Annotated in this window: 18 protein-coding genes and 1 riboswitch; of the genes, 7 read left to right on the top strand and 11 right to left on the bottom strand. The window is 38.5% G+C overall.

Features of this window, described 5'->3' with window-relative positions:
- Nucleotides 1-119 precede the first annotated feature (119 nt).
- The 5 genes from odhB to ACK4M9_RS11820 form a co-directional block, all read right to left on the bottom strand.
- Entirely contained in the window at nucleotides 120-1,349 is a 1,230-nt protein-coding gene (odhB, locus tag ACK4M9_RS11840) for a 2-oxoglutarate dehydrogenase complex dihydrolipoyllysine-residue succinyltransferase (protein WP_409850642.1), read from the bottom strand.
- Nucleotides 1,346-4,156, bottom strand: coding sequence for a 2-oxoglutarate dehydrogenase E1 component (locus ACK4M9_RS11835; RefSeq protein WP_409850640.1), 2,811 nt, complete (start codon nucleotides 4,154-4,156; stop codon nucleotides 1,346-1,348). Before ACK4M9_RS11835 ends, odhB begins: the two co-directional genes overlap by 4 nt.
- A gap of 192 nt (nucleotides 4,157-4,348) precedes the next feature.
- Nucleotides 4,349-6,952, bottom strand: a complete 2,604-nt coding sequence (gene adhE, locus ACK4M9_RS11830) for a bifunctional acetaldehyde-CoA/alcohol dehydrogenase (RefSeq protein WP_409850638.1) — start codon at nucleotides 6,950-6,952, stop codon at nucleotides 4,349-4,351.
- A gap of 66 nt (nucleotides 6,953-7,018) precedes the next feature.
- A complete protein-coding gene (locus ACK4M9_RS11825) occupies nucleotides 7,019-7,246 on the bottom strand; it encodes a hypothetical protein (protein WP_409850636.1) in 228 nt (75 codons plus the stop codon).
- A gap of 376 nt (nucleotides 7,247-7,622) precedes the next feature.
- On the bottom strand, nucleotides 7,623-8,789 hold the full coding sequence (locus ACK4M9_RS11820; RefSeq protein ID WP_409850634.1) for an FAD-dependent oxidoreductase: 1,167 nt from the start codon (nucleotides 8,787-8,789) through the stop codon (nucleotides 7,623-7,625).
- Nucleotides 8,790-8,948: 159 nt separating this feature from the next.
- Here ACK4M9_RS11820 and ACK4M9_RS11815 point away from each other — a divergent pair, with 159 nt between their 5' ends.
- Complete coding sequence (locus ACK4M9_RS11815; protein ID WP_409850632.1) at nucleotides 8,949-10,139, top strand: GTP-binding protein; 1,191 nt, start codon at nucleotides 8,949-8,951, stop codon at nucleotides 10,137-10,139.
- Nucleotides 10,140-11,336: 1,197 nt separating this feature from the next.
- Here ACK4M9_RS11815 and ACK4M9_RS11810 read toward each other — a convergent pair.
- Nucleotides 11,337-13,229 carry an ABC-F family ATP-binding cassette domain-containing protein gene (locus tag ACK4M9_RS11810; RefSeq protein ID WP_409850630.1) on the bottom strand — a complete coding sequence of 631 codons (1,893 nt, stop codon included), beginning with the start codon at nucleotides 13,227-13,229 and terminating at the stop codon, nucleotides 11,337-11,339.
- A 78-nt stretch (nucleotides 13,230-13,307) separates the two neighbouring features.
- On the opposite strand from ACK4M9_RS11810, the gene ACK4M9_RS11805 reads away from it, so the two are divergent.
- The 5 genes from ACK4M9_RS11805 to cbiQ all read left to right on the top strand — a co-directional run bounded on the left by ACK4M9_RS11805 (nucleotide 13,308) and on the right by cbiQ (nucleotide 16,464).
- Complete coding sequence (locus ACK4M9_RS11805) at nucleotides 13,308-13,628, top strand: DUF4870 domain-containing protein (protein ID WP_409850629.1); 321 nt, start codon at nucleotides 13,308-13,310, stop codon at nucleotides 13,626-13,628.
- 151 nt (nucleotides 13,629-13,779) lie between these two features.
- Complete coding sequence (locus tag ACK4M9_RS11800) at nucleotides 13,780-14,388, top strand: CbiM family transporter (protein ID WP_409850627.1); 609 nt, start codon at nucleotides 13,780-13,782, stop codon at nucleotides 14,386-14,388.
- A gap of 8 nt (nucleotides 14,389-14,396) precedes the next feature.
- Nucleotides 14,397-14,798, top strand: a complete 402-nt coding sequence (locus ACK4M9_RS11795) for a hypothetical protein (RefSeq protein ID WP_409850625.1) — start codon at nucleotides 14,397-14,399, stop codon at nucleotides 14,796-14,798.
- Nucleotides 14,799-14,822: 24 nt separating this feature from the next.
- Nucleotides 14,823-15,662, top strand: a complete 840-nt coding sequence (locus ACK4M9_RS11790; protein WP_409850623.1) for a DUF4198 domain-containing protein — start codon at nucleotides 14,823-14,825, stop codon at nucleotides 15,660-15,662.
- A 52-nt stretch (nucleotides 15,663-15,714) separates the two neighbouring features.
- Complete coding sequence (cbiQ, locus tag ACK4M9_RS11785) at nucleotides 15,715-16,464, top strand: cobalt ECF transporter T component CbiQ (protein WP_409850621.1); 750 nt, start codon at nucleotides 15,715-15,717, stop codon at nucleotides 16,462-16,464.
- A 420-nt stretch (nucleotides 16,465-16,884) separates the two neighbouring features.
- On the opposite strand, the gene ACK4M9_RS11780 is transcribed toward cbiQ, so the two are convergent.
- The 5 genes from ACK4M9_RS11780 to ACK4M9_RS11760 form a co-directional block, all read right to left on the bottom strand.
- The gene (locus tag ACK4M9_RS11780) at nucleotides 16,885-17,079 is read right to left on the bottom strand and encodes a hypothetical protein (protein ID WP_409850619.1); all 195 of its coding nucleotides are present in this window, start codon (nucleotides 17,077-17,079) and stop codon (nucleotides 16,885-16,887) included.
- Nucleotides 17,057-18,826 (bottom strand): phosphomethylpyrimidine synthase ThiC, encoded by a 1,770-nt coding sequence (gene thiC, locus ACK4M9_RS11775; RefSeq protein ID WP_409850873.1) that lies wholly within the window; start codon nucleotides 18,824-18,826, stop codon nucleotides 17,057-17,059. Before thiC ends, ACK4M9_RS11780 begins: the two co-directional genes overlap by 23 nt.
- A gap of 157 nt (nucleotides 18,827-18,983) precedes the next feature.
- Nucleotides 18,984-19,092: riboswitch (TPP riboswitch) on the bottom strand.
- Between the two features lie 124 nt (nucleotides 19,093-19,216).
- Nucleotides 19,217-19,903: an LrgB family protein gene (locus tag ACK4M9_RS11770; RefSeq protein WP_409850617.1), complete on the bottom strand. Its 687-nt coding sequence runs from the start codon at nucleotides 19,901-19,903 to the stop codon at nucleotides 19,217-19,219.
- On the bottom strand, nucleotides 19,878-20,270 hold the full coding sequence (locus tag ACK4M9_RS11765; protein ID WP_409850615.1) for a CidA/LrgA family protein: 393 nt from the start codon (nucleotides 20,268-20,270) through the stop codon (nucleotides 19,878-19,880). The genes ACK4M9_RS11770 and ACK4M9_RS11765 overlap by 26 nt, the downstream gene beginning before the upstream one ends.
- A gap of 100 nt (nucleotides 20,271-20,370) precedes the next feature.
- The gene (locus ACK4M9_RS11760; protein ID WP_409850613.1) at nucleotides 20,371-21,957 is read right to left on the bottom strand and encodes an aspartate:alanine exchanger family transporter; all 1,587 of its coding nucleotides are present in this window, start codon (nucleotides 21,955-21,957) and stop codon (nucleotides 20,371-20,373) included.
- A 260-nt stretch (nucleotides 21,958-22,217) separates the two neighbouring features.
- Between ACK4M9_RS11760 and ACK4M9_RS11755 the strand changes: the two genes are divergently transcribed.
- Entirely contained in the window at nucleotides 22,218-22,361 is a 144-nt protein-coding gene (locus tag ACK4M9_RS11755) for a hypothetical protein (protein WP_409850611.1), read from the top strand.
- The last annotated feature ends 137 nt before the right edge of the window (nucleotides 22,362-22,498 follow it).

Raw genomic sequence — 22,498 nt, 5'->3', positions numbered from 1 at the left:
TAAAAGCGGTCACCCTACACTAAAATATCAGGTTAGTAAAAGCGGTCATCCTACACATGAATTTTAGATTAGTAAAAGGGTCTGCTCCTAGCGCTGGAGCAGACCCTTTTTTATTATAATTATCCTAGAAACAACGATTCTGGGTCCTCTAGTAATTCTTTTACTTTTACTAAGAAGCCTACTGCCTCTTTCCCATCAATAATTCGGTGATCATATGATAGAGCCAGGTACATCATTGGGCGATTTTCAAAACGATCATCATCAATTGCCACAGGTCTCATCTGAATTTTATGCATTCCTAAGATACCAACTTGAGGAGCATTTAAGATTGGTGTTGACCATAACGATCCAAAAACACCACCGTTTGTAATTGTAAATGTACCACCTTGGAGGTCATCAAGCTTTAGTTTATTATCTCTAGCCTTTTTCGCAAGATCACCAATTTCACGCTCAATTTCAGCAAAGCCTAAGCGGTCTGCATCTCTTACAACTGGAACAACTAAGCCTTCATCTGTTGATACGGCAACACCAATGTCATAAAATTTCTTCAAAACAATTTCGTCACCTTGAATTTCTGCATTTACTAATGGGAACTTCTTCAAAGCAATAATAACGGCTTTTGTAAAAAATGACATAAAGCCTAGTTTGACACCATTTTGCTCGAAAAATTTATCTTTGCGACGCTTCCGTAAATCTAATAACGCTGACATATCGACTTCATTGTACGTTGTTAGCATCGCTGCTGTTTGCTGCGCTTCAACTAAACGTTTTGCTATTGTTTGGCGACGGCGTGACATTTTAATTCTTTCTGTTGGCTTCGCAAAAGAACCGGCGCTAGCCTTAGGAGCTTCTACAACTTGTTTTGCCGTTGGAGTAGGCGCAGGTATCTGTGCTTCAGATTTTTGATAAGCTTCTACATCTTGTTTTCTTATTCTACCGAGTGGATCATTCGTCGCAACTTCATTTAAGTTAATCCCTTTTTCTCTGGCAAGCTTCCGTGCTGAAGGAAACGCAAGTGGGCGTTCATTGCTAGCTTCAGGTAATGCAGGCTCAGTTTCAATTACTTCTTTAGCTTCTTCTACCACTTTCGGCTCAGGTGTAACGACATTTTCATCAGCGGTAGCGATATACGCAATCACTTCACCAACCAAAACGGTGTCACCTGGTTGCTTTAAGACTTTTTTTAAGATCCCGCCTGTATCGGCGTTGATCTCTACATTAACCTTATCTGTTTCTAGCTCAACAATATAATCACCTGGGTTAATTTTATCTCCAGGTTGCTTTAACCAAGCTGCAATTGTTCCTTCAGTAACTGACTCTGCAAGTTGGGGAACGATAATTTCGATCATCCCTGATGCCCTCCCTTTAACGTTTCAGCAATTATTCTTTTCTGTTCTAGTTTATGAGCTGTCGGATCTCCTTCAGCGGGACTTGATCGGTATGGTCGACCAATATAGCGAATTCTAACGTTTTCAGGAGCAACTCCACGAATTTTTAAATTCATATAAGACCATGCCCCCATGTTTTGTGGCTCTTCTTGCACCCAAACAATCTCTTCTAAAGAGGGGTAACGTAACAATACTTCTTTAATCTTTTCTTTTGGGAACGGATATAACTCTTCTACTCTAATGATATGAAGCCAATCGGTATTCTTAGATTGCTCCATTAACGTCTCTTGTAAATCGATGGCCATTTTGCCAGTAGATAAGACAAGCCGTTTTACTGACTCAACATTCTTAGAAACTTTGTCCTCAATAATTGGTTGAAACTTCCCTTCAGCAAGTTCTAAGCCACTTGAAGCTGTTAACCGATGACGAAGTAAGCTTTTTGGCGTCATAAGCACAAGCGGGCGGACAAATTCCTCCCCTAATAATGCTGCTTGCCTTCTAAGAATATGAAAATATTGAGCCGAGCTCGTTAAGTTGGCAACCGTCCAGTTATTTTCTGCTGACAGCTGTAAAAACCGTTCAAGACGAGCACTAGAATGTTCAGGTCCTTGCCCTTCATAGCCATGCGGCAGTAATAAAACTAAGCCTGATTTTTGCCCCCACTTCGCTCTACCGGCAGCAACGAACTGATCAAACAACACTTGTGCTCCATTAGCAAAATCACCATATTGTGCTTCCCATAATACTAACGTTTCTTGTGCAATGACGTTATAACCATAGTCATAGCCTACGACAGCCATTTCTGATAGTGGACTGTTATGAATAGCAAAAGATGCCTTGCTTGTGTTGATGTGGTGAAGAGGTGAAAATTTCTTTCCTGTTTTAAAATCATTTAAGACAACATGTCGTTGTGCAAAGGTGCCCCGCTCTGAATCTTGACCAGTTAACCTAATTGGCGTTCCTTCATTTAAAATTGTCGCAAAGGCTAAAGTTTCTGCTTGACCCCAATCAATTTTACCTTCATCACCGAAAGCTGCTTTACGGCGCGTTAAAATATTTGCTAGTTTTGGAAAAACTGCAAACTCTTCAGGCCATTTTAGTAATTGTTCGTTTATTTCAATAAGCAGTTCCTTTGAGACCTTCGTTTCAATGTCGTCAAATGGGTGAATGACATTTCCAGAGCGATTTACGTTCGCTACTTTTTCATTGCCTAGTTTTTTAACTGTTTCATAGCTTGACTGTAACCTTCGTTTTGCCTCCTGCTCATAATGAGTAGAGTCTTCTTTCAACAACCCATCTTTTATTAATAAATCTTTATAAAGTGTTTTTACGGTTGGATGCTGACGAATGATATCATACATTTTTGGCTGAGTAGTTGCTGGTTCGTCCATTTCATTATGACCATAACGACGATAGCCGATTAAATCAATAATGAAATCTTGTTTAAACTTTTTCCGATATTCAAATGCAAACAAAATCGCTGATAGACAAGCCTCTGGGTCATCAGCATTTACATGGATAATCGGTACTTCAAATCCTTTGGCCAAGTCACTTGCATATAATGTAGACCTTGAGTCGGTGCTATTCGTTGTAAAACCGATATTGTTATTAGCAATAATATGAATGCTCCCACCAATAGAGTAGCCATTTAAACGGCTTAAATTCAAGGTCTCAGAAACAATTCCTTGTCCCGGGAAAGCAGCATCACCATGTATAATAATTGAATAGGCACTGTTTGTATCTTGAACTGGATACCCCTTTGTTGATCGGTTATCTTGAACCGCTCTCGTAAATCCTTGGACAACTGGTGCAACAAATTCGAGGTGACTAGGGTTATTCGCTAGTGTCACCCTTGCTTTTTTCATAATTTCTAAGTCTGCACCTAGATGGTATTTTACATCCCCAGTCCAACCAAAGTTGATTCCTGTAGAGCCTTCAGAAGGAACAAGCTCTTTATTAGGGGCTTGCTGAAATTCCGCAAAAATTTTCTCATATGGCTTGTTTAAAACATGGGCCAAGACACTTAATCTCCCTCGGTGAGCCATACCGATCATGACATTTTTAAAGCCATCAACAACGGACTGTTCAGTTACTTCTTGTAACATTGGAATAAGTGTATCTAGTCCTTCAACAGAAAATCGTTTCTGCCCGACAAATGTGCGTTGCAAGAAATTTTCAAACTCTTCTACTTCAGTCAATCTTTTTAGAAGGTTCAGTTTCCTATCGGTATTAAACGTAGGGTGCAATGCTCTATTTTCAATTTGTTCAGTCAGCCATTGCTTTTGATCGTCTTTATGGACGTGACCTAATTCAAAACCTATCGTCTTTGTATAACATTCTTTCAAATATAAGAAAGCATCATAAGCGTTTTCTAACTTTATTGGGGCAACAGCGCAAATGATATTCGCTGGTAACCTCTCTAAATCTGATTTTGTCAGTTGGAAGTCTGCTAAATTTAATTCCTGTTTTCTCGAATTATCAATTGGATTTAAGTTAGCATATAAGTGACCATAATTCCGTATATGATCCGCTAATTTTGTTGCTGATACTACCTTCATTAAATCAGGTACACTCGATGTTACCTTTGGTGTCAGTTGTGCTTCGTCTATAGATAGCGGTGGACCCCACATATCAAATATATTTCTTAACTCTTCTTCGACCTCACCCGGTCTTTCCAAGTAAATCTCGTAAATATCCATAAGATACGCCAAATTAGGGCCAGAGAAACTTTGCCATGGATCTTCGCTGTTGCTAATCATTCTTCCCATTCCAAGAAACCCTCCAAATAATTAAAGATCATTCTTACCTTGCTCTATTTCCCATAAAAAATCAGATAATTATCATACATTTTACGTTTACAACATTACCATAGTGTTAAGTTATTTTCAAAGAAAACGCTTTATTTGAAGAAAAAGGAAAAGGGTCAGTCTCCATTTTGGAAAACTGACCCTTTAAATATATTAAACTCCTTTAAAAGCACTGCGATAAATATCTGCTAATTCTGTTACTAATGGTAGTTTCGGATTTGCAGTTGTACATTGGTCTTCAAAAGCACGATCTGCTAACTTATCTACTTTTGCTTCAAAGTCTTTCTTATCTACTCCGCAAGCCTCGATGCTCATTGGAATATCTAACTCTTTAGCTAATTTAACGATTGCTTGAATTAAGCTTGTAACACCCTCTTCAGTAGTACTAGCTGGTAATCCTAGCATTCTTGCAATCTCTGCATAGCGCTCGTCAGCAACGAAAGACTCATACTTAGGGAATGCAGCAAATTTCTTAGGTTTTGTCGCATTGTAACGAATTACGTGTGGCATTAAGATTGTGTTTGCACGACCATGAGCGATATGGAATTCTGCTCCAAGTTTGTGAGCTAAACTGTGATTAATACCTAGGAATGCATTTGCAAATGCCATACCAGCAATTGTTGACGCATTATGCATTTTTTCACGTGCTACTTCGTCGTTACCATTACGATATGCTGTTGGTAAATGCTTGAATACTAGTTGAATAGCTTTCAATGCTAGACCATCAGTGTAATCGTTAGCCATTACAGAAACATAAGCCTCAATTGCATGAGTTAATACGTCCATACCTGTATCAGCTGTTACACCTTTTGGTACAGTCATAACAAATTGTGGATCAATAATCGCTACGTCTGGAGTTAACTCGTAATCTGCTAATGGATATTTTGTGTTATTAGCTTTATCAGTAATTACTGAGAATGAAGTTACTTCAGATCCAGTACCAGATGTTGTTGGAATAGCTACAAATTGAGCTTTTTTACCTAACTTAGGATATTTAACGACACGCTTACGAATATCTAAGAATTTTTGCTTTAAGCCATGGAAGTCTGCATCTGGATGCTCATAGAATACCCACATACCTTTTGCTGCGTCCATTGCTGAACCACCACCAAGAGCGATAATGCAATCTGGTTGGAAGTTGTGCATCATTTCTGCACCAGCCATAACCGTTTCAATTGATGGATCTGGCTCAACATTTGAGAAGATTTCGCAATGCACATAGTCAGCGCGTTGTCTTAGGTAGTATAATACTTTATCAACATAGCCTAATTTAACCATGAACGGATCTGTAACAATTAGAGCTTTTGTGATGTTTGGCATTTTTGCTAAATATTGAGTTGAATGCTTTTCAAAGAAAATCTTTGGTGGAACTTTAAACCATTGCATATTAACATTCCTTCTCGCAAGACGCTTAATATTTAATAAATGAACAGTACTAACGTTTTGAGATACTGAGTTTTTACCATAAGATCCACAACCTAAAGTTAGTGAAGGTAAGAACGCATTGTAAATGTCACCAATTGCCCCTTGAGATGATGGAGCGTTAGCGATAATACGGCAAGCTCTCATTCTAATACCATATTTAGTAAGAACTTCTTCGTCGTTAGAGTGAATAACTGCAGAGTGTCCTAAACCACCGAACTCTAACATTTCTTCAGCACGTTTGAAGCCTTCTTCTGTGCTGTTTACTTTGTAGCAAGCTAATACTGGACTTAATTTTTCTCTTGATAGTGGGTGATCTGGTCCTACTCCTGTTAATTCAGCAACAAGAATTTTAGTAAATTCAGGAACTTTTACTCCTGCTTTTTTGGCAATTTCAAATGCTGGCTTTCCTACGATATCAGGATTTACCGCGCAAGATTGCTCGTTAATTACTAACTTTTCTACTTTTTTCTTCTCTTCTTCGTTTAAGAAGTAGCAGTTATTTGCAATCATTTCATTTTTAACTTCTTCGTAAATCTCTTTATCTACGATTACTGCTTGCTCAGAAGCACAAATCATTCCATTATCAAATGATTTCGATAGAATTAAATCATTTACTGAACGTTTTACAGAAGCTGTTTTTTCAATGTAGCATGGAACGTTACCAGGGCCTACACCTAACGCAGGTTTACCAGTGCTATACGCTGACTTAACCATTCCTGCTCCACCTGTTGCAAGTACTAATGCAGTACCAGGATGGTTCATTAATTGTTGTGTCGCATCAATTGATGGTTTTTCAATCCATTGAACACAATGTTCTGGTGCTCCAGCTTTTACTGCTGCATCGCGAACGATACGAGCTGCTTCACTACTACATTTTTGTGCTGAAGGATGGAAAGCAAAAATAATTGGATTTCTAGTTTTAATAGCGATGATCGCTTTAAACATTGTTGTTGATGTTGGATTTGTTACAGGTGTTACCCCAGCGACAACTCCTACTGGTTCAGCAATTTCAATGACACCACTGTGCTCATTGTCATTAATAACACCAACTGTTTTATCATACTTAATGTTGTGGTATACATATTCTGTTGAAAACATATTCTTAATAATTTTATCTTCATAAACACCGCGGCCAGTTTCCTCAACTGCAAGTTTAGCCAACGGCATGTGTTGATCAAGTCCAGCTAGTGCCATTTCTTTTACGATCTTATCAATTGTTTCTTGGTCAAACGTTAAAAATTCTTTTAACGCAACTTGACCATTTTCAACTAATGCGTTAATCATTTTTGAAACATCATCTTGTTTTTTGACTTCTTTCTCTACTACTGCCATTTGAAAATCCTCCTTAGTTGTGCTACAACGTGATTTTTTTAAAAAATATTTAAAGTAAAAGGTTCTTTACTCGCAAACAGGGTTTCTTTGGATTTTGGTAATTGAGATGTCTTTGTACATTTTTGAGTTCTCTTTGATGATGCAAACATAGTTTACTGTCCAAATGTACGAAGGAATTTCCTTCCCCTCTTCAAACATCATTGCATCGAATTCATCTCCAACAAGTTCTTCAAACATTTGCTGTGAGTAAGTATCAGTATCTGTTGAGAAGTCTTTCCATTCACATAAGATCATTTAGCTCAACTCCTTTTCTTATCTTGAATTTATTGTAGCACAAAAAAGTTTGTGAAACAGTGAACAAACTTTGACCGTTTATAAACCGTTTTCATTGTTGTTCTTAAAGGATTATATCGAACGGCGGTCGAATTTACTAGTCACTTTTTCACAAAAAAAGGATTGATTTTCCATGTTATTTCTGTTTTACCCTATTATCATACCCTTTAACAAAGTAAAATTATCAATAATATGTTGAGGTGAATATTGCTTGATCATTTGCATCTTTTTATTCATATGTTCGACTTACCTTTTTGCGAATGAACTTATTGAAAGCAACGCACCTTTTTTTATATCATAGAAGCAAACAAAAAAAGGAGCACAAATGTCCTCCTCTTTAAAAAGTCGATATGATCCGTTCCGCCCCTCTTCGTGCTCCCGATATATTTCTGGCAACTGGTCCTAGTTGTAGTTCTGCTAATGCACCTAACAAATACAAACCTTCCTCCCACTCTAATGATGGTTTAGGAATTGGATAGCCGCAAGTAGCACATGGTAGGCAGTACGTTTTGATTAACAACTGTAACCAATCCATCCCTGGAGGTTTTTGTTCAAACCCTGTAGCCAATAATACTCCGCCTGTTACAAGTTCTTCGCCAGATTTCAGTTGCAACTTGAGAAGTTCCTCTTTAACAGTAGCGACCTGCAATACCTCATCAATTAATATATCTATATTGCCTTGTTTTTTAGATTTTTCTAACCTTGTTTTTAACTCGGATGGCAATGAGCCGGGATATCTTGCTGCCTTTATCGCTTCTCTACGTTCCTTAAAACATTCAATTTTGCTAAATTTGTTCATATATTTTGGTCCCAACCATCCAGGATCCGAATCAAACTGATGAACAGTTAACGGGTGGCGAGTGATCAATGTGACTTTACCAGGTAGCATTTCACTCCATTTAATCGTTGCATGCGCTGCACTAATTCCACCACCAACGATCACAACTGAGCCACGTTCTTTTAAGTTCTCTTTCTCGTCAAACACATGAGCAATATTGGCTCCAAGTGCTTTCCCTTCCAAAGCCCACTGTGGCCATCTTAGTTGCTCACTTAAGCCAATCGCAATTACCACATTTTTTGCCTTTAACTCAACTCCAGTTGCTAAAGTAACTAGCCAACCTTTCGTCGATTTCGTTAAACCGCTGACCTTACCTTGGACCCAACTTTTTTCAATATCTATTTGTGAGAATAGCTCTTCACAATGTTTATTAAACAATTGCAAATCTGGGCGGTCATACGGAGCATAAAAATGGACAAATTCTTTATCTCTATGTTGTTTCGCAAATTTTTCTAGTGAAAATGGACTTGGATCTAAATGGTGAATGGAAGGTGATCGTAAATAAGCCATTCCTAACTTCTCTGTGAATTTACGCCAATTTTCTAGAGGACGCGGTTTCGGGTCAATGACTACCATGTCATTTGCTTGGATGTATAAGCTTTTTCTTAGGTAACTGGCCATTGTACAACCTTGGATACCACCACCGATGATGAGCCATTTCTTCATGTTGTTCTTCCCTCCGTAAATCGAAATAATTATTATTTAATTAATATACAAATTGTATTAATAGAATGCAAATTTTAAGGTGAAACTTTGTTAGTTAGTGGCTTTTATGCTACAATACAAAACGTAATAATTACGGTTTTTAGAGAAAGGATGTTTTTAGTGGCTGACAAACGAATTCCTGTTACAGTTTTGACTGGCTATTTAGGCTCAGGAAAAACAACTATACTAAATAATGTATTAAACAACCGCGAAGGCTTAAAAGTCGCTGTTATCGTAAATGATTTGAGTGAGGTTAATATAGATTCTGATCTTATTAAAGGAGGGGCAGCTCTATCAAGGATTGATGAAAAGCTAGTAGAAATGTCAAACGGCTGTATTTGTTGTACTCTTCGTGAGGACCTTTTAATAGAAGTAAAGCGATTAGCCGAGGAAAATAAATATGATTATATCTTGATTGAATCAACGGGAATTGGAGAACCACTCCCGATTGCCCAAACATTCTCATATAAGGATGAAGAAAGTGAAATTGATCTTACTGACTATTGCCGCTTAGATACGATGGTTACTGTTGTTGACGCATTTCGTTTTTGGCATGACTTTTCATCAGGAGAAACACTTACCGATCGAAAACAAGCTGCTAATGAAGAAGATGAACGCGAAGTTGTCGATCTGTTAATTGACCAAATCGAATTTTGTGATGTATTAGTGTTAAATAAATGTGACTTAGTCAGCGAGGAAAATTTAACTGAATTAGAAGCGATCTTGCGGAAATTACAACCACGAGCAAAGTTTATTCGTTCCTCGCATGGTCAAGTAAAAGCAGATCAAATCCTAAACACTGGTTTGTTCGATTTAGAAGAAGCAAGTCAGTCAGCTGGCTGGCTCCAAGAGTTACAACACGAGCATGTTCCCGAAACCGAGGAGTACGGAATCTCCTCATTCGTCTATCGAGCTCGAAAACCATTTCATCCCGAGCGACTGTTGCAGTGGATTGAACAGTGGCCAAAGGAAATCATCCGCGCAAAGGGATTGGTCTGGCTAGCCACTAGAAATAATATTATTGCTTTGATGAGCCAAGCAGGACCTTCCGTTTCCTTTGAACCGGCTGGCTACTGGATAGCATCGCTTTCTACTGAAGAACAAGAAGCTATATTAAAAGAAGAACCTGAATTGAAAGAAATGTGGGACGCCGAGTATGGTGACAGGATTACAGAGTTAGTGTTAATCGGCATTCGCTTTGATAAGGAAAGCATCATCGCTGGATTAAACGAGTGTTTACTGACACAAGAAGAGATGAACGAGGATTGGACTAAATTAAAAGATCCGCTTCCAGAGTTTATGGAGCTATAATACAGCCAAGAAACCTTGGTTCATGGACAATAGCTCCTTGTTTTTTGGGAAAGGCTGTCCATGAAGCCTTGCTTCGTGGACAAGGGATCCCAGGTTATGGAGAATTTAGTCCGCTGTATTCGGCTTTGAGGACAGCAACTCCTAATTTATGGTAAACTCAGTCCGCTATACTCGGCTTTAAGGACAACAATTCCTAATTTATGGTAAACTCAGTCTACTAAACTTAGCTTTAAGGACAGTAATTCCTAATTTATGGTAAATTCAGTCTACTAAACTTGGCTTTAAGGACAGAGACTCCTAATTTATGGTAAACTCAGTCCACTAAACTCAGCTTCAAGGACAGCAACTCGTAATATATGGTAAACTCAGTCCGCTATACTCGACTTTGAGGACAGTAACTCCTAATTTCTGGTAAACTTAGTCCGCTATACTCGGCTTTAAGGACAACAATTCCTAATTTATGGTAAACTTAGTCTACTAAACTTGGCTTTAAGGACAACAATTCCTAATTTATGGTAAACTCAGTCCGCTATACTCGGCTTTAAGGACAAGAACCCCTAATTTTTGGTAAACTCAGTCCACTATACTCGACTTTAAGGACAGGAACTCCTAATTTATGGTAAACTCAGTCCACTAAACTCAGCTTTAAGGACAGCAACCCCTAATTTATGGTAAACTCAGTCTACTATACTCAACTTTAGGGACACTAACTCCTAATTTATGGTAAATCCAGTCCACTAAACTCAAAATAAAGAAAACATCAATTAAGTTAGCCCTAAATTCATACAAAAAAATGCTCTCTCAAGGATATCTACACTATGAGTTATTTCTCAATCTAAAGACCGTTCAAGACAAGGGCTTCAAGGACGCTTTCGTAACAGAATAAACTTCAAACAAAAGGCTTTTTCAACTACTGCCATGAAAGTTCCCTCACTATCATGGCAGTAGTTTATTTAAAGTGAGATCTCTCCTCTCTGTCAAACATCGTTGAGCCCGCCTTTTTTATTTTTCTGCTATTTTTTTCACATATTCCTTCAGCTCTTTTAGTTCCGATTTTGTTTTCACAAGCTCACGCAAAATAAAAATAGCTATAACAGCAATCACTATGTCCATCGTCATGTTACAACCCTCCTTGTAATATAAAAAGGGTACTCAAAAAGTCATGAAAAAACGACCGTTTGAGTATCCCTTTATTAATTAACTATTTTCAATTTCTTCAATCAATAAAGAAAGTTCTTCCCAACGTTCCATCGCTGTATCTAAATCAGCTTCTACTTGCTTTTGTTTTTCAAAGAGCTCATTAATCTTACCAATATCACTACCGGCAGCGACAATTTCAGCTTCAAGCGTCTCCTTTTTTTCTTCAAGAGAAGCAATTAGGTCCTCGATCTGGTTCCATTCTTGCTGTTCTTTATATGATAACTTTTTCTTTTTTTCCTTGCGGGGCTGCTGCTCTTGCTTTGTTACTTGTGCTGCATTAGTTTCTAGCTCGCGCTTTTCTTTCTCTTCTTCCATATAGTCAGAGTAACTACCTTGGAAGCGGCTAATTGAATCGCCATTAAACACAAGGAGACGATCGACTACCCTATCTAAAAAATAACGATCGTGGGATACAGTTATAACAACCCCAGGGAAATGATCTAAATAATCTTCTAGAATACTTAGTGTTTGGATATCTAGATCATTTGTTGGCTCATCTAAAAATAAAACGTTAGGTTCGGACATTAGAATTTTTAAAAGATAAAGGCGGCGGCGTTCTCCACCTGAGAGCCTTCTAATAAATGTCCGTTGCATTGGCCTTGAGAATAAAAACCGTTCGAGCATTTGCTCTGCAGTAATGGTATGACCACCTGTCGTATGAACGACTTCAGCAACTTCTTTAATAAACTCGATGACACGTAACTCACCATTCATTTCCTCGTCACCTTGAGTATAGTAACCGACTTTAACTGTTTCTCCTACCTCGATAACGCCACTGTCAACCTTCATTCGACCTGCTAGGATATTTAACAATGTCGTCTTACCACTTCCATTTGGCCCGATAATTCCAAGGCGCTCTCCTGGAACAACCAGATAACTAAGATTATGAATCAGCTTCATTCCACCTAAAGACTTTGAAATGTTTTCTACTTCAATGACTTTATCACCTAAGCGTTGTGAACCGATTGAAAACTCTACATTTTGATGAGCTGTCGGCCCTTTTTGATTTTGTAATTCATCAACACGCTGGATTCGTGCTTTTTGTTTCGTTGTCCGCGCTTTTGCACCACGGCGAAGCCATGCTAATTCACGACGTAAGATGTTTTGGCGCTTATCTTCATTTTGCTCAGCAACCAGTTCTCGTTCAGCTTTTTTCTCTAAAAATATTTCGTAATTTCCTTCATATGTGTAAAGTCTACCACCATCTAATTCGAAAATCTGATTGGTAACTCGATTTAAAAAGTAGCGATCATGGGTGACTAAAATAAGTGCTCCTTTATACTGAGACAAAAATCCTTCCAGCCATTCAATTGTTTCATTATCTAAATGGTTCGTCGGCTCATCTAAAATAAGCAGATCAGCACGTTGAATTAACGCCTTAGCAATGGCGACTCGTTTTTTCTGGCCACCTGATAAAAGTCCAACTGATTTTGAAAAATCAGTAATCCCTAAGCGCGTTAGTACTGTTTTGGCAACTGTATTTGCCTCCCATGCATCTAGCTCATCCATTTTTTGCTGGTTTTGAAAAAGACGCTCCTGTAGTTTTTTATCTTCAGGATTTTCTTCTAAATTTGCTAATGCTTCCTCATATTTTCGCATTGCTGTCATAATACTTGAGTCCCCATAATAAATTTGTTCAAGGACCGTTAACGAATGATCCAACTCTGGCTGTTGTGGTAAATACTCAATGTGAAACTGATTAGCATGAGTAACCTTGCCACGATCCATCGATTCAAGCCCAGCTATTATTTTTAACATCGTTGATTTTCCAGTTCCATTTACACCAATCAGACCTATTCTATCCTTTCCTGAAATTGTGAAGGAAAGCTCGTCAAACAGCGTTTTGTCACCATATGTTTTATATAAATTTTCTACAGAAATAATGCTCATGAAACTCATTCCTTATTTTTTCGTATAGTAAGTATGATCTATTATAACAAACATTAACCTAAAAAGGAGGTGAAAACCATGGTTGAACAAGAAGAGCGCACATTAGCTATGCTTATTTATTTAATTAGTTTCTTTACAGCATTTATCGGACCACTTGTTATCTGGCTTTTAAAAAAGGATGAATCAGAATTTATAGACCATCACGGCAGAGAATATTTTAACTTTTTAATCTCATTCACTATCTATGGCATTATTAGCACTATTTTAATCATTCTTCTCATCGGTATTTTTCTACTAATTGTCCTAGGCATAGCAGCCTTTATTCTCACTATCATTGCAGCTATTAGAGCATATGAGGGAGAGCATTATCGTTTCCCATTTATATTCAGAATACTTTAACAGAAAAAGTCCACTCCACGTGGACTTTTTTGTTATTTTGTCCATTTAGGGTGCCAGGCACCTATGATGCACAAAGATGTGCCACCTAAGTTGTTGGTCTTTTTTGGAATTTAAGACCATATGAATAGTCACGAAAGGATGGTGATGTCAGATGCATGTGGCAGATGGTGTGCTTAGCGTCTCTGTAGCAGTCGGAACAACGATTGCGGCGGTTGGTCTTATCGCGTACTCATTAAAGGGTATCAAAGAAGAAGAAGTACCAAAAATCAGCCTACTGACAGGGGCATTTTTCGTATCCTCACTAATTAACATTCCGATTGGACCGACTTCAGTACATCCGCTATTAGGTGGCTTTCTCGGATTAGTGCTTGGTCGTAGAGCTCCGCTAGGGATTTTCATTGGGCTTATACTCCAGGCCACCTTATTCCAACATGGGGGCTTAAGTACATTAGGCGCTAACACATTACTAATGTCGCTACCTGCTTTGTTCGTTTACTGGCTTTCTACTAAACTTTATAAAAAGAAGCCATTTCTGAAAGGCTTTCTTGCAGGTTTTACTGCTATTTGTGGTGGCGTCCTCTTATTAATGCTCTTGCTCCTTTTTTCAGACCAACGCTATAGTGAAGGCACCTTTTCAGTGATCAATATTCTATTATTTGCATATTTGCCACTGGCGCTTTTAGAAGGTGTATTAACCGGATTTTCAGTGAAATATCTAGATGCTGCTCGGCCGAGTATATTTGAAAAAGGGGTGAGGTGACAGGAAAAGTGACCAGAACAAAAAAGCTATTAATGTTTTTCTTACTATTTTTCGCCATACAACCTGAGTCAGTGTTAGCACATCGTATGATTGTAGAACTAGTCGAGCCTGGTAAAATTAAAGTTCGTTATGATGATGGGACTAAATCCGGGATTGCTCTTGTTAAAGCCTTTGATGAAGAAGGTCATTCCTTATTTGAAAAATATGTCGATGACAACGGATATGTATACTTTGATCGTACGATACGAGTCCATCAACTAATTGCTGACGATGGAATCGGTCATCGTGCAACGTGGATAAGCGATCACGCTAGTAACCAATTAGATATTCCTATCTGGATTCGAGCTCTATTAGGAGTATCCATCCTTTTATTTACTGCTACTTTTTTTCATTATCGTAAGCATAACTAAAACTACCTAGAGGTGATCCATTCAATGAAAAAGTTAATTTTCTTAACTACTTTTGTTCTATTTCTGATTTTCGCACCAAAAGCCTTTGCTCACGAGCTGTTTATTCAAGTTCAAGAAGACAAAGCGAGCAACGAACTGCAAATTGATGTGTTGTGGGGACATTTACGAGATTTTCTTGATCAAGCAAACTATGAAAATTATGAACTTTTTGTCCGATATCCTAGTGGCGAAGTTGAACAGCTAGATCTAGAGAAAATCGGGGTTCAGGCAAGAGCCTTTATACCTGCGACTGAAAAAGGGGAATATGTTTTTTGGGCGACTCGAAAGCCTGGTACATACACTCCCGATGATGGAGTTACAAGACTAAGCTTACAGATGGCGAAAACTGTCCACCAAGTTGGTAGTGGTAATGAAACAGCTAGTGAACCGGTTGGCCTAATGTTAGAAATCGTTCCAGAAACTAGCTTAGGAAACTTTACAAAAGGAAAGTTAAAAGGGAAAGTGTTACTCGAAAGCGAGCCACTTGCTGAAGCTACTATAACTGCATATGGGCCAGATGGGGAGCTTTTAGAGGGGGTATCTGCTAATGACGGTTTCTTTGAATTTGACCTTCAATCTAACGGAGAGTGGTTAATCAAAGCAAGCTTCCAAACAGAGGAAGCGGGAATTCTTGAAGATACAGAGTATGAATTAGTAGGGAGGACTACAACTCTATTAGTCGATACTACTAACCCTTCAGCAAATAATGCTGCTAGTACTAGCACAAATCCACTGTCATACATTGCAGTCCTAATTATTGGTTTATTGATGGGGGCATCAATCACATTTATAAGCTTAAAAAAAGGTGGTCGCAATAAAAAATGAGGATGGCTCGACACTTGAGAACTCCTCCCTTCGTTTTAAGGTGGTGAGATAATTGGCAAAAGAACAAGGGGATATTCAATCTGACTTAGAAGGGATTACGAAGTGGGCTCTTTCCTGGGAAGCGCGGGCAAAGCTAATCGCAGTCATCCTGTTTATATTTGGGGTAATTAGTCTTAAAACAACTTCTATTGCTATGTTTGCTTATGCCATCGCCTTGGTGGGATCACTTGCTATGGGAATATCGATCACTTTATTGCTAAAGAGATATTTAATTATTACACCATTTTTACTTCTTATGACTGTACCCTTAATCTTAGGGGGTGGTTTCCCCATTGAAATTGATCGAGTTTCTTTTGCCTCGCTCATTTTCTTAAAAGCCATTACTTGTATGACAGTTATGTTGATTTTACTGCATACTCAATCAATCGATGAATTCATGGACAGTCTTGCCCACCTAAAGGTACCGCCAATCATTATCACGATTTTGTTACTATCTTACCGCTATGTATTTTTATTTTTTGATGATATTCAAAAAATGCAATTAGCTGCTAGATCTCGTTTTTTTTCGGGTGGGATTTCAATTCGTAACTTAAAAGTTTACGGGCAACTCACAGGAGGTTTGCTTATTAAATCTCTTGACCGTGCTGAAAATGTATACAACGCTATGACTGCCCGCTGTTTTAATGGAACGATTCGCCATCGTGAAAAACAAGCAATTAACCGCTGGGATATTTTAAAAACGACTATTCCATTTCTCGTTATTATCACCTTAATTACCATTGAGAGATTGGATCTTTTTTAAAGCAGTGATAAAAAAGCTGAACATGTAAGAAAAAACACAAGCCCCCAGCTGCTACAACCTCGTGACCTTCACGGCATATGTGACGGTTTTTTGCAAGAGCAAGAAACTCGTCGAAAACATCTGCAATTCAACGAGTAATCGCAGGGGCAAGAAAACTCCTTCGAAAACATCTGCAATACAACGAGTAATCGCAGGAGCAAGAAAACTCCTTCGAAAACTTCTGCTTTACAACGAGTAATCACAGGAGCAAGAAAACTCCTTCGAAAACATCTGCTTTACAGCGAGCCATCGCAGGAGCAAGACAGCTTTTATGTTAAAACTATACTTCAAAAAGTGTCCGTCACCTCCGTTTAAGTAGAGCTTTGGGATAAACCTCCGCTCTCTATAACGTTCCTTAAGGTAGACGGACACTTCTGTCTATTAATAATACAGACTCTCAGTCCAATTGCACTTCTTGCATTTGCGTATAAAAGCTGTTTCTAAAAAGTCGTGATTACAACCATCTTGAAGTAATTTCAGTTTTAGCTGAAGTTGCCTCTTTTTTATCTCTAATGATCGGATTTCTGCTATTAGCTGATGAACAGGATCAACGTTACTTGTAGATTTTTGCTCCATCACGAACGAACTCCTCTGCTTTTTGCTTCATCCCTTCATCAATTACTTCTATTCCGGACTTCCCATCTTCGTAAGCGGTATTGCGAATGTCATGTGAGATCCTCATCGAACAAAACTTAGGACCACACATTGAGCAGAAATGGGCAGTCTTGGCACCTTCAACCGGAAGAGTTTCATCATGAAATTCGCGGGCTCGCTCTGGGTCAAGGGAAAGGTTAAATTGATCGTGCCAACGAAATTCGAAACGAGCTTTTGATAAAGCGTCATCTCTCATTTGCGCTCCGGGATGCCCTTTCGCTAAATCAGCCGCATGTGCTGCTATTTTATAAGTAATTACACCTTCACGAACATCATTTTTATTCGGTAAACCTAAATGCTCCTTTGGTGTCACGTAGCATAACATCGCTGTTCCGTACCAACCAATCATTGCTGCTCCGATAGCCGACGTGATGTGGTCATACCCCGGGGCAATATCGGTCGTAAGCGGTCCTAACGTATAAAATGGCGCTTCCTTACAAATTTCAAGTTGTAAATCCATGTTTTCCTTAATTTTATGCATTGGGACATGACCTGGTCCTTCGATCATGACTTGAACATCATGCTTCCAAGCGATATCCGTCAATTCCCCCAAGGTTTTCAGCTCAGCAAATTGCGCTTCATCATTAGCATCAGCAATTGAGCCTGGTCTTAAGCCATCCCCAAGAGAAACAGCTATATCATACTCTTTTAATAGTTTACAAATCTCTTCAAAATGTGTGTAAAGAAAATTTTCTTGATGATGTGCTAAACACCATTGCGCTAATATGGAGCCACCACGTGAGACGATTCCGGTCATTCGATTTATCGTCATCGGAATATAGCGAAGTAGTACCCCGGCATGGATTGTAAAATAATCTACTCCTTGTTCAGCCTGCTCAATTAACGTGTCACGATACACTTCCCATGTTAAGTCTTCAGCAATCCCATTCACCTTTTCAAGAGCTTGATAGATTGGCACTGTCCCAACAGGAACTGGTGAATTACGCACAATCCATTCTCTTGTCGTATGAATATTTTTGCCAGTCGACAAATCCATAATCGTATCTGTGCCCCATCTTGTTGCCCACGTCATTTTTTCAACTTCTTCTTCAATTGAAGATGTTACCGCGGAATTTCCAATATTAGCATTAATTTTCACATGAAAATTACGACCAATAATCATTGGCTCACTTTCTGGATGGTTAATATTATTCGGAATAATCGCACGTCCACGAGCAATTTCCTCACGTACAAATTCAGGATCCATATTTTCACGAATCGCTACAAACTCCATTTCTGGTGTAATGATCCCTTTTTTTGCGTAATGCATTTGCGTGACGCATTTCCCTGCTTTGGCACGGAGTGGTTTGCTTACTCTGTTTGGAAACCACTCGAGATTAGCACGGGGATCATCGTTTTTATAACCATTATCTTCTGGTTTAATTTCTCTACCTTCGTATTCTTCTACATCTCCACGTTCTGAAATCCAGTTTGCCCTAATTTTCGGTAGGCCCTTTCGAACATCAACTTCATAACCCGCATCTGTATACGGGCCACTAGTATCATATACTCGTACAGGCGCATTTTCGCTACTGCCTGCAATCCCTGTTGTTGGCGTTAACTCAATCTCTCGCATTGGGATTTGAATATCCTTCCGAGACCCCTGAACATAAACCTTCCTACTAGCTGCAAACTGTGACTTTAACTCAATCGACATTTCTTTTTGCATTGACAATGTAACTTCCTCCTCAAATCGAATTTGCGACTGAAGATACAGCAAATAACGGGAAACTATCCTTTCTACATAAAAAATCGGGCTCTGTTTAACAGAACCCGACTCGTAGTAGATAGAAGAAAAATCAAAGAAAGAGACAAAAATGCCACCCTCTTGTATTTTACTACTTCCCTCCGCTGGTATCATCCAGATCAGGTTCCAAGGGTCAAAGAATGCATTCTTTTCTCAGTCCGGCAATTTGGACTCCCCTAGTAGACTTTTCTCTATTATCATAACGTATAATTTTAATAAATAGTACCATTAATTTCTAATTAAGGTTTTTTTTGATAAATAATTCACTTATACCAAGGCTTTGAAGCGTCAAAAATTTTAGTTAGCGTTGTTTTAAATAAAGAATGGGACAACAAGTGGCGCTACTATCGCTGTGAAAATTGCCGCTAAGCCCATCGCCACTCCTGCAACAGCGCCTTGAAGCTCCCCTTCAGTAGCCGCTTGCGCCGTTCCTTGACCATGAGAGATTGTCCCTAGGGCTAACCCTCTTGAAAGAGGGTGATTAATGTTCGTCAAATTCATTAACCATGGTCCAATCATTGTGCCAAGAATTCCAGTTGCCACAACAAAGGCAGCTGTTAAAGCTGGATCACCACCAATAATAGAAGCAATCTCCACAGCTACAGGTACCGTTACTGACTTTACACTGACAGATGCTAAAATTTCATTAGAAAGAGTTAGCAGTTTTGCTAACAATACTGCTCCAACGATCGTCGACATTGTTCCTAAGATGATCCCAACTAACGCAGGTCCACTATGTTTTTTTATAATCATTCGATTTTTATATAATGGAACAGCTAAAGCAACTGTAGCTGGACCTAATAAAAACGTCATAATATCCTTGGCAACTGTGTAATCCTCGAATGTCAGACCAAACGTAACTAAAATAGTCATGATAATAGCTGTACTGAAAAATACAGGTGTTGTAAAAGGCGACGGATAACGCTTCCCTACTACTTTTGATAACAAATAGGCAGCCACCGTAATTGAAATGCTAAGCAGAGTGACGAGAACGATCATTTTCTGCACCTACTTTCTTTTCAGCTAAGCTTTGTGATATTGCACCTGTCACGTAAATTCCGATTGCGGCGCTTCCAATAATAACAATAAGCAAGGAAATGCCATTTTGTAAAAATAACGGTCCAAAATTCATTAAACCTACGGCAATTGGAATAAAGAAAAAAGCTAAATGTTTAATTAGAAATGTGGATGCTTCTTCTACCCATTTTAAAGGAATTACACCCGTTAATAAAAGACCAAACAAAATAACCATCCCCAGTACATTTCCTGGCAGAGGTAAATTGAAAACTCCAACTAATAAATACCCTACTTCATTTATAAGCCAAAGAAAAAATAATTGAATAAAAATAATAAGCGTTTTTTTCATCGTTGCAAAACTCCTATCTTTGCTGTCTCAACAAAACTATTCTAGCATATAATCGTCTTATAAATATAGAGAGGTTGTCTCGTTGGACAACCTCTCTATATTAAAGTATAAGAACTAATAGTTGCGAAGAAATTGCTACAAAGATTAATGCAATCGGATAAGCAGCAGCGTAGGCAATCGCAGGGTCTTCTGAATCGACTAAGTTGTTACAAGCCCCTAACCCTGGGGTACTTGTCATTCCACCACAAATTGCACCTAAAGAATGGATGATACTAAGATGGAATAACTTTTTCGCGATAAAAAATGCAACGACCATTGGCACTATTGTTATGATCGCCCCTCCAATAATTAAACCAACACCTTGTTGTAAGACAACTTCTACTAAGCCACCGCCAGCGGTTGTTCCAGCACCTGCTAGAAATAAAACCAAACCGACATCACGGATAACGCGATTGGACGGCTGATAAAATCTCGCTTGAATTGGACCGAGTTTACCGAAGTGACCAATAATGATAGCTACTAATAATGGCCCACCTGCGACTCCTAGAGTCATCGTCCCTAAACCTGGAATATGAATTGGCATCATCCCAAATAAAATTCCTAGTAGCAATATGATGCTTAGTGAAAAAATGTGGAGATTCGCTTCTTCATGTCGTCTCGTACCGAATAACTCTTCTACTGCTTTAATTCGTTCCCGACTACATACAACCGTTAAGACATCCCCTCGTTCTAAACGCCACGTTGCCGTAGGGGTAAATTCATAGCCGGCTCTTTCTAGTCTAGTAACAGTAACACTAAATTTTTCCCTCAAATTAATTTCGCGGAGACTCTTACCAATCATCGCAGTTGAATCAACAACAACTCGATACATTTGGAGATTTTCGCGAATGTTCACATTCGTTGTAACCTCTGAACCAAAAGCATCTCTCAGTTTATTTAAGTCCTCTGGGTATCCTACGACAATAATATCATCGCCTTTTAATAATACAGTATCATTTCGACCTAGAAAATTTCGGTCACCACGAATGACACGGCTTATAACGGCATTACTTTTTAAACTTTTCTGCAGTTCTTTTATTGTTTTTTTATGAACACTATCATTTTCAATTAAAATCGTTATTTTCTTTAATGAACTTTTATGTTTAATTGGACTAATTGTTTTTTGTAAATCCTTTTGTAAGTCAACTTTTAAAACTCTTGGAAAAAGCTGTACAAATAAAACAACAGCAATTACTCCAAAAGGATAGGCAATTCCATACCCTACTGAAACAATCGGATCTTTTGTTGCTTCGAGTGCAGCCGCTAACCCCGGTGTACTCGTAAGAGCGCCCGTCATTAACCCAATGCTTAAAGGCGCAGATAAGTTAAATACTTTCGATACAATAATGGTTGTAATTGTAGCAATTACGATAATTAAAAAACCTAAGATAGCAAAGACTAATCCGCTACTTCTCATCATTCGGAAAAAGCGCGGACCTGCCTGAAGTCCTACTGCAACGATAAACAAACTTAACCCTAAGTTTTGGACAATTCCAGGTATCTTATATCCAAAGTGGCCTAACACCATTGCAAACAGTAAAACTCCAGATGCCCCTAAATTTATTCCTTTAATCTCTAGCTGACCAATAAGAGATCCTACAAACAAAACAACAAATATAAGTATTAATGGATCATCTAATAACGTCATGACAACCTCCACTTAGATAAAATTGACTTCGGTGTCTAATTATAACAGATCAAAAATGGGAATGTTTTTCGAAGATTGGGTCGAACGAAAATGAAAAGGCTTTCTTCCATAATTGACAAAAAACCGTCATATCTAAAGCGCTTTCTCAAAAACTTCAGAATTTTTTATTTCAAATATTCAATTTTTTTTAAAAGCATAGTATATCTTAGCCAATTCCTGGGAATGATGTTTAGTAGATTGATAGAAAGGTGTGGTTATTAATGGATTACTTAGATCGCTTGAACAGGGCAGTTATGAAAGAAAAAATACATGAAAAATTTATTCAAGGTAAGATAACCGCAGCAGAAATGGAAGATCGCATTAGGGCGATAGGTGCCAAGTTAAAAAAGAAAGAGAACTCATAACGTAGGTTATTCGATAAATGAGGACTCCCCCTTCCTCACAAATAAATAAGGCTGTACCAAAGAGATCTGACACTTTGGTACAGCCTTATTTTACTTTGTCATGGAAGCGATTTGCGTTCTTGATTTTAACATAGTCG

This window comes from Anaerobacillus sp. (genome assembly GCF_046314235.1).
Classification (GTDB): Bacteria; Bacillota; Bacilli; order Bacillales; family Anaerobacillaceae; genus Anaerobacillus.
Note: the sequence above shows the minus strand (reverse complement) of the source record. Positions and strands in the feature narration are given on the sequence as shown.

Coding starts and splice junctions, on each gene's coding strand:
- odhB (WP_409850642.1), bottom strand. CDS start 1,349: ATGATCGAAATTATCGTTCCCCAACTTGCAGAGTCAGTTACTGAAGGA.
- ACK4M9_RS11755 (WP_409850611.1), top strand. CDS start 22,218: ATGGATTACTTAGATCGCTTGAACAGGGCAGTTATGAAAGAAAAAATA.
- ACK4M9_RS11810 (WP_409850630.1), bottom strand. CDS start 13,229: ATGAGCATTATTTCTGTAGAAAATTTATATAAAACATATGGTGACAAA.
- ACK4M9_RS11805 (WP_409850629.1), top strand. CDS start 13,308: ATGGTTGAACAAGAAGAGCGCACATTAGCTATGCTTATTTATTTAATT.
- ACK4M9_RS11825 (WP_409850636.1), bottom strand. CDS start 7,246: ATGATCTTATGTGAATGGAAAGACTTCTCAACAGATACTGATACTTAC.
- ACK4M9_RS11770 (WP_409850617.1), bottom strand. CDS start 19,903: ATGATCGTTCTCGTCACTCTGCTTAGCATTTCAATTACGGTGGCTGCC.
- ACK4M9_RS11820 (WP_409850634.1), bottom strand. CDS start 8,789: ATGAAGAAATGGCTCATCATCGGTGGTGGTATCCAAGGTTGTACAATG.
- ACK4M9_RS11765 (WP_409850615.1), bottom strand. CDS start 20,270: ATGAAAAAAACGCTTATTATTTTTATTCAATTATTTTTTCTTTGGCTT.
- adhE (WP_409850638.1), bottom strand. CDS start 6,952: ATGGCAGTAGTAGAGAAAGAAGTCAAAAAACAAGATGATGTTTCAAAA.
- ACK4M9_RS11780 (WP_409850619.1), bottom strand. CDS start 17,079: ATGGAGCAAAAATCTACAAGTAACGTTGATCCTGTTCATCAGCTAATA.
- ACK4M9_RS11800 (WP_409850627.1), top strand. CDS start 13,780: ATGCATGTGGCAGATGGTGTGCTTAGCGTCTCTGTAGCAGTCGGAACA.
- ACK4M9_RS11760 (WP_409850613.1), bottom strand. CDS start 21,957: ATGACGTTATTAGATGATCCATTAATACTTATATTTGTTGTTTTGTTT.
- ACK4M9_RS11790 (WP_409850623.1), top strand. CDS start 14,823: ATGAAAAAGTTAATTTTCTTAACTACTTTTGTTCTATTTCTGATTTTC.
- ACK4M9_RS11835 (WP_409850640.1), bottom strand. CDS start 4,156: ATGGGAAGAATGATTAGCAACAGCGAAGATCCATGGCAAAGTTTCTCT.
- thiC (WP_409850873.1), bottom strand. CDS start 18,826: ATGCAAAAAGAAATGTCGATTGAGTTAAAGTCACAGTTTGCAGCTAGT.